The organism is Bowdeniella nasicola (genome assembly GCF_900107735.1).
Classification (GTDB): Bacteria; Actinomycetota; Actinomycetes; order Actinomycetales; family Actinomycetaceae; genus Bowdeniella; species Bowdeniella massiliensis.
The window spans coordinates 1-3,171 of record NZ_FNQV01000027.1; the positions used below are offsets into that span (position 1 = coordinate 1).

A 3,171-nucleotide genomic window follows, 5' to 3' on the forward strand; every position below is an offset into this window, starting at 1 on the left:
TGGATGGAATCATCACGAAAAGGTTTTATACGGAATGGCATGCTGTTGGGTTGTGGGGGAATCGCCTGTGTGGTGGTTTTCTTGTGGCCCTGTCTGCTGGGTGGCTCGTTGTGGGCGGTCTGGTGGGTGTGGGTGGGTTGTTTGAGAACTGTATAGTGGACGCGAGTATCTTTTGGTCTAGTTTGTAAGAGCATTCGGTGAATGCCTTGGTACCAGAAGCCGAAGAAGGACGTTGTAGCCTGCGATATGCCTCGGGGAGTTGGCAAACGAGCTGTGATCCGAGGGTGTCCGAATGGGGAAACCTGGCCAGAGTTGTGTCTGGTTACCAGCGCTTGAATTGATAGGGCGTTGGGGGGAACGCGGGGAAGTGAAACATCTTAGTACCCGTAGGAAGAGATATTCCGTGAGTAGTGGCGAGCGAAAGCGGAGGAGGCTAAACTGCGTGCGTGTGATACCCGGCAGGGGTTGCGTGCGTGGGGTTGTGGGGCCTGTTGTCATCATGCTGCCGCGTGGTGGGCAAGTGAGAAAGCTGTGGTGTAGTCGAAGGGTCTGGGAAGGCCTGGCGTAGTGGGTGATACCCCCGTAGGCGAAATGCTGCAGTCTTGCTAGATAGTGTTCCCAAGTAGGACGGGGCCCGTGAAATCCCGTGTGAATCTGCCCAGACCACTGGGTAAGCCTAAATACTTTCTGGTGACCGATAGTGGATAGTACCGTGAGGGAATGGTGAAAAGTACCCCGGGAGGGGAGTGAAATAGTACCTGAAACCGGATGCTTACAATCCGTCAGAGCCTCCTTGGTTGGGGTGATGGCGTGCCTTTTGAAGAATGAGCCTGCGAGTTAGTGGCATGTGGCGAGGTTAACCCGTGTGGGGTAGCCGTAGCGAAAGCGAGTGTGAAGAGCGCGCCAAAGTCGCATGTTCTAGACCCGAAGCGAAGTGATCTACCCATGGGCAGGTTGAAGCGATGGTAAGACGTCGTGGAGGACCGAACCCACCTAGGTTGAAAACTGGGGGGATGACCTGTGGGTAGGGGTGAAAGGCCAATCAAACTTCGTGATAGCTGGTTCTCCCCGAAATGCATTTAGGTGCAGCGTCGTATGTAGGTTTGCTGGAGGTAGAGCTACTGGATGGCTGATGGGCCCCACCGGGTTACTGACGTCAACCAAACTCCGAATGCCAGTGAAATTTTTGTGCGGCAGTGAGACTGCGGGGGATAAGCTTCGTAGTCGAGAGGGAAACAGCCCAGATCATCAGCTAAGGCCCCTAAGCGTGTGCTAAGTGGGAAAGGATGTGGAGTTGCATAGACAACCAGGAGGTTGGCTTAGAAGCAGCCACCCTTGAAAGAGTGCGTAATAGCTCACTGGTCAAGTGATTCTGCGCCGATAATGTAGCGGGGCTAAGTACACCGCCGAAGCTGTGACAATGACACATTGTGTTGTTGGGTAGGGGAGCGTCGTGCACTGCGATGAAGCGGCCAAGTGATTGTGTCGTGGAGTGTGTACGAGTGAGAATGCAGGCATGAGTAACGAATGACGGGTGAGAAACCCGTCCGCCGAATGACCAAGGGTTCCAGGGCCAGGTTAATCCGCCCTGGGTAAGTCGGGACCTAAGGCGAGGCCGTCAGGCGTAGTCGATGGACAAGGAGTTGATATTCTCCTACCGGCAAAGCACCGCCCGTACCGAGCCCAGTGATGCTAAGCACCCAAGACTGCTATCGTCTCCTTCGGGAGGTGGTGGTGGTTGCGCGTGTGACCCGATCTGGTAGTAGGTAAGCGTAGTAACAGGGGTGACGCAGGAAGGTAGCCCGGCGCACTTAATGGCAATGTGTGTCTAAGGATGTAGCACGAGGTGTAGGCAAATCCGCGCCTCATATAAGTGTGAGATCTGATGGTGGCCCCATTTTTGGGGGATAACAGGGTGATCCTATGCTGCCGAGAAAAGCCTCGACGCGAGGTGTGAGCCGCCCGTACCCTAAACCGACTCAGGTGGTCAAGTAGAGAATACTAAGGCGATCGAGATAATCATGGTTAAGGAACTCGGCAAAATGCCCCCGTAACTTTGGAAGAAGGGGGGCCCGCCTGGTGAAAACCCTTTTACGGGTTTAGCTGGTGTGGGCCGCAGAGACCAGGGAGAAGCGACTGTTTATCAAAAACATAGGTCCGTGCGAAGTCGCAAGACGCTGTATACGGACTGACGCCTGCCCGGTGCTGGAAGGTTAAGAGGACCGGTTAATCACGCCTTGTGTGTGGTGAAGCTGAGAATTTAAGCCCCAGTAAACGGCGGTGGTAACTATAACCATCCTAAGGTAGCGAAATTCCTTGTCGGGTAAGTTCCGACCTGCACGAATGGCGTAACGACTTCTCCGCTGTCTCAACCATGAACTCGGTGAAATTGCACTACGAGTAAAGATGCTCGTTTCGCGCAGCAGGACGGAAAGACCCCGGGACCTTTACTATAGCTTGGTATTGGTGTTCGATGCGGTTTGTGTAGGATAGGTGGGAGACTGTGAAGCATCCACGTCAGTGGGTGTGGAGTCATCGTTGAAATACCACTCTGATCGTATTGAATGTCTAACCTCGGTCCGTGATCCGGATCAGGGACAGTGCCTGGTGGGTAGTTTAACTGGGGCGGTTGCCTCCTAAAGAGTAACGGAGGCGCTCAAAGGTTCCCTCAGCCTGGTTGGTAATCAGGTGTTGAGTGTAAGTGCACAAGGGAGCTTGACTGTGAGACGGACGTGTCGAACAGGGACGAAAGTCGGAACTAGTGATCCGGCCATGGCTTGTGGAAGCGTGGTCGCTCAACGGATAAAAGGTACCCCGGGGATAACAGGCTGATCTTGCCCAAGAGTTCATATCGACGGCATGGTTTGGCACCTCGATGTCGGCTCGTCACATCCTGGGGCTGGAGTAGGTCCCAAGGGTTGGGCTGTTCGCCCATTAAAGTGGTACGCGAGCTGGGTTCAGAACGTCGTGAGACAGTTCGGTCCCTATCCGCTGCGCGCGCAGGAAACTTGAGAAGGGCTGTCCCTAGTACGAGAGGACCGGGACGGACGAACCTCTGGTGTGCCAGTTGTACCGCCAGGTGCATGGCTGGTTAGCTACGTTCGGTAAGGATAACCGCTGAAAGCATCTAAGCGGGAAGCCTGCTTCAAGATAAGGTTTCCATCCACCAAC

Annotated in this window: 1 protein-coding gene and 1 rRNA gene; both read left to right on the top strand. The window is 54.4% G+C overall.

All coding sequences use genetic code 11. The features are described 5' to 3' along the window. The coding region (locus BLU67_RS12475) for a hypothetical protein (protein WP_222842498.1) at positions 1-188 on the top strand (188 nt) is incomplete at its 5' end. Then, positions 175-3,171 (top strand): 23S ribosomal RNA (locus BLU67_RS11975); the annotation flags it as partial. The genes BLU67_RS12475 and BLU67_RS11975, both read left to right, overlap by 14 nt.